The 1,351-nt window shown below is 78.0% G+C and carries 2 protein-coding genes; both read left to right on the top strand.

Going from position 1 to position 1,351, the window contains the following annotated elements:
* Nucleotides 1-624 (top strand): DUF4232 domain-containing protein (locus ACWGJO_RS41600; RefSeq protein WP_452190969.1); only part of this gene is annotated, 624 nt, incomplete at its 5' end.
* 103 nt (nt 625-727) lie between these two features.
* The coding region (locus tag ACWGJO_RS41595; RefSeq protein ID WP_452190968.1) for a helix-turn-helix domain-containing protein at nt 728-1,351 on the top strand (624 nt) is incomplete at its 3' end.

The raw sequence follows: 1,351 nt of genomic DNA, 5'->3' as shown, positions 1-1,351 counted from the left end.
GCCCCCGGCACCGCGGCACCCGCCGCGCCCGCCGACCGGCCGACCGCCGGCGCTCCGGCCCCGGCGGCCCCGGCCACCGCGGCGCCCGCCGGAGGCGGCTCCGCCCGCCCGAAGACCCCCGTGGTCCCCGCCACGGGCGGCGGGGCCGCGACCGGCGGCGACGAGGCGTACGCCTACACCCACCCCTGCAAGGCCGACAAGCTGACGGTCAAGGTGTCCGCCCGGGCCGGGTCGCCCGACCAGCGGGTGATCGAGGTGCACAACCAGGGCACCGCCTACTGCGGACTGAGCTACTACCCGCTCATCAGTCTCGGCAGCTCGAAGGCCCCCCGGCACGGCGCCGACCTCACCCCGCTGGTTCCGGGCGGGCTGGGCGGCCCGCCGGCCTACGCGCTGGCTCCCGGCAGGAGCACCTACGCGGTGGTGGACCTCAACCCCGGCAGCGGCGGGGTGCCCGACGTGGACCAGCTGAACGTCCTGCCCGACGACCGGATGCCCGACGCCGACACCCGGAACTTCCCGCTCGGCGCCGGCGCGAAGGCGGGCAAGCAGCCGAAGCTCGGCCTGTACCGGGAGAGCGTCGCCGACGCGGCGGCCTCCACGGAGACGGCCGGAAGGAGCTGACCTGCCGCTTCGCACTCCCCTGCCCCGGTTCCCGCCCCGGCCTGCCGGTACCGTGATCCACGGATCGACGGCATCCCGGGCCGGGATGGGGGAAGGGCAGCAGATGAGTGTGGAGACCGAGGAGTTCGCGGCGATGCTGCGCGAACTCAAGGAGCGTTCGGGCCGCAGCTACGGGGCCCTGGCCACCCGGCTGCACGTCAGCACCTCCACCCTGCACCGCTACTGCAACGGCGCCGCCGTACCGACCGAGTACGCGCCGGTGGAGCGGCTGGCCCGGGTCTGCGGGGCCGGCGGCGAGGAACTGGTCGAACTGCACCGCCGCTGGATCCTGGCCGACGCGGCCCGCCGCCGGGAGGCCTCCTCCGCGGGCACCCCGGCCGCCGCCGCACCGGCGCCCGCACCACAGCCGCAGCCGGAAGCGGAAGCGGAGCCGCAGCTCCGGCCGGAAGCCGCACCCGACCAGCAGTCCGCCGCCGCGCCGGAGGAGGAACAGGAGGTGACGACCACCCACCCCGCGCCCCCGCCCGCCGGGCCGCGCCGCCGCATCCGCACCCGGGTGCTGCTGAGCGCGACCGCCGTGGTCGCGCTGGCCGCCGTGGTCTCCGGCCTCCTCCTGCGCGACACCGGCGGCACCCCGAACGCCGCCGCACCGTCCGTCGCCGCCACCGCGGCGGCCGGTACCGCGCCCACCGGTGCCCCGGCGCCGCCGGCCCCCGCGGGCTCGGAC

The sequence above is a fragment of the Kitasatospora sp. NPDC054795 genome, assembly GCF_053611565.1.
The sequence above is the reverse complement of the archived record's forward strand: the minus strand, read 5'-3'. Positions and strand labels throughout refer to the sequence as shown.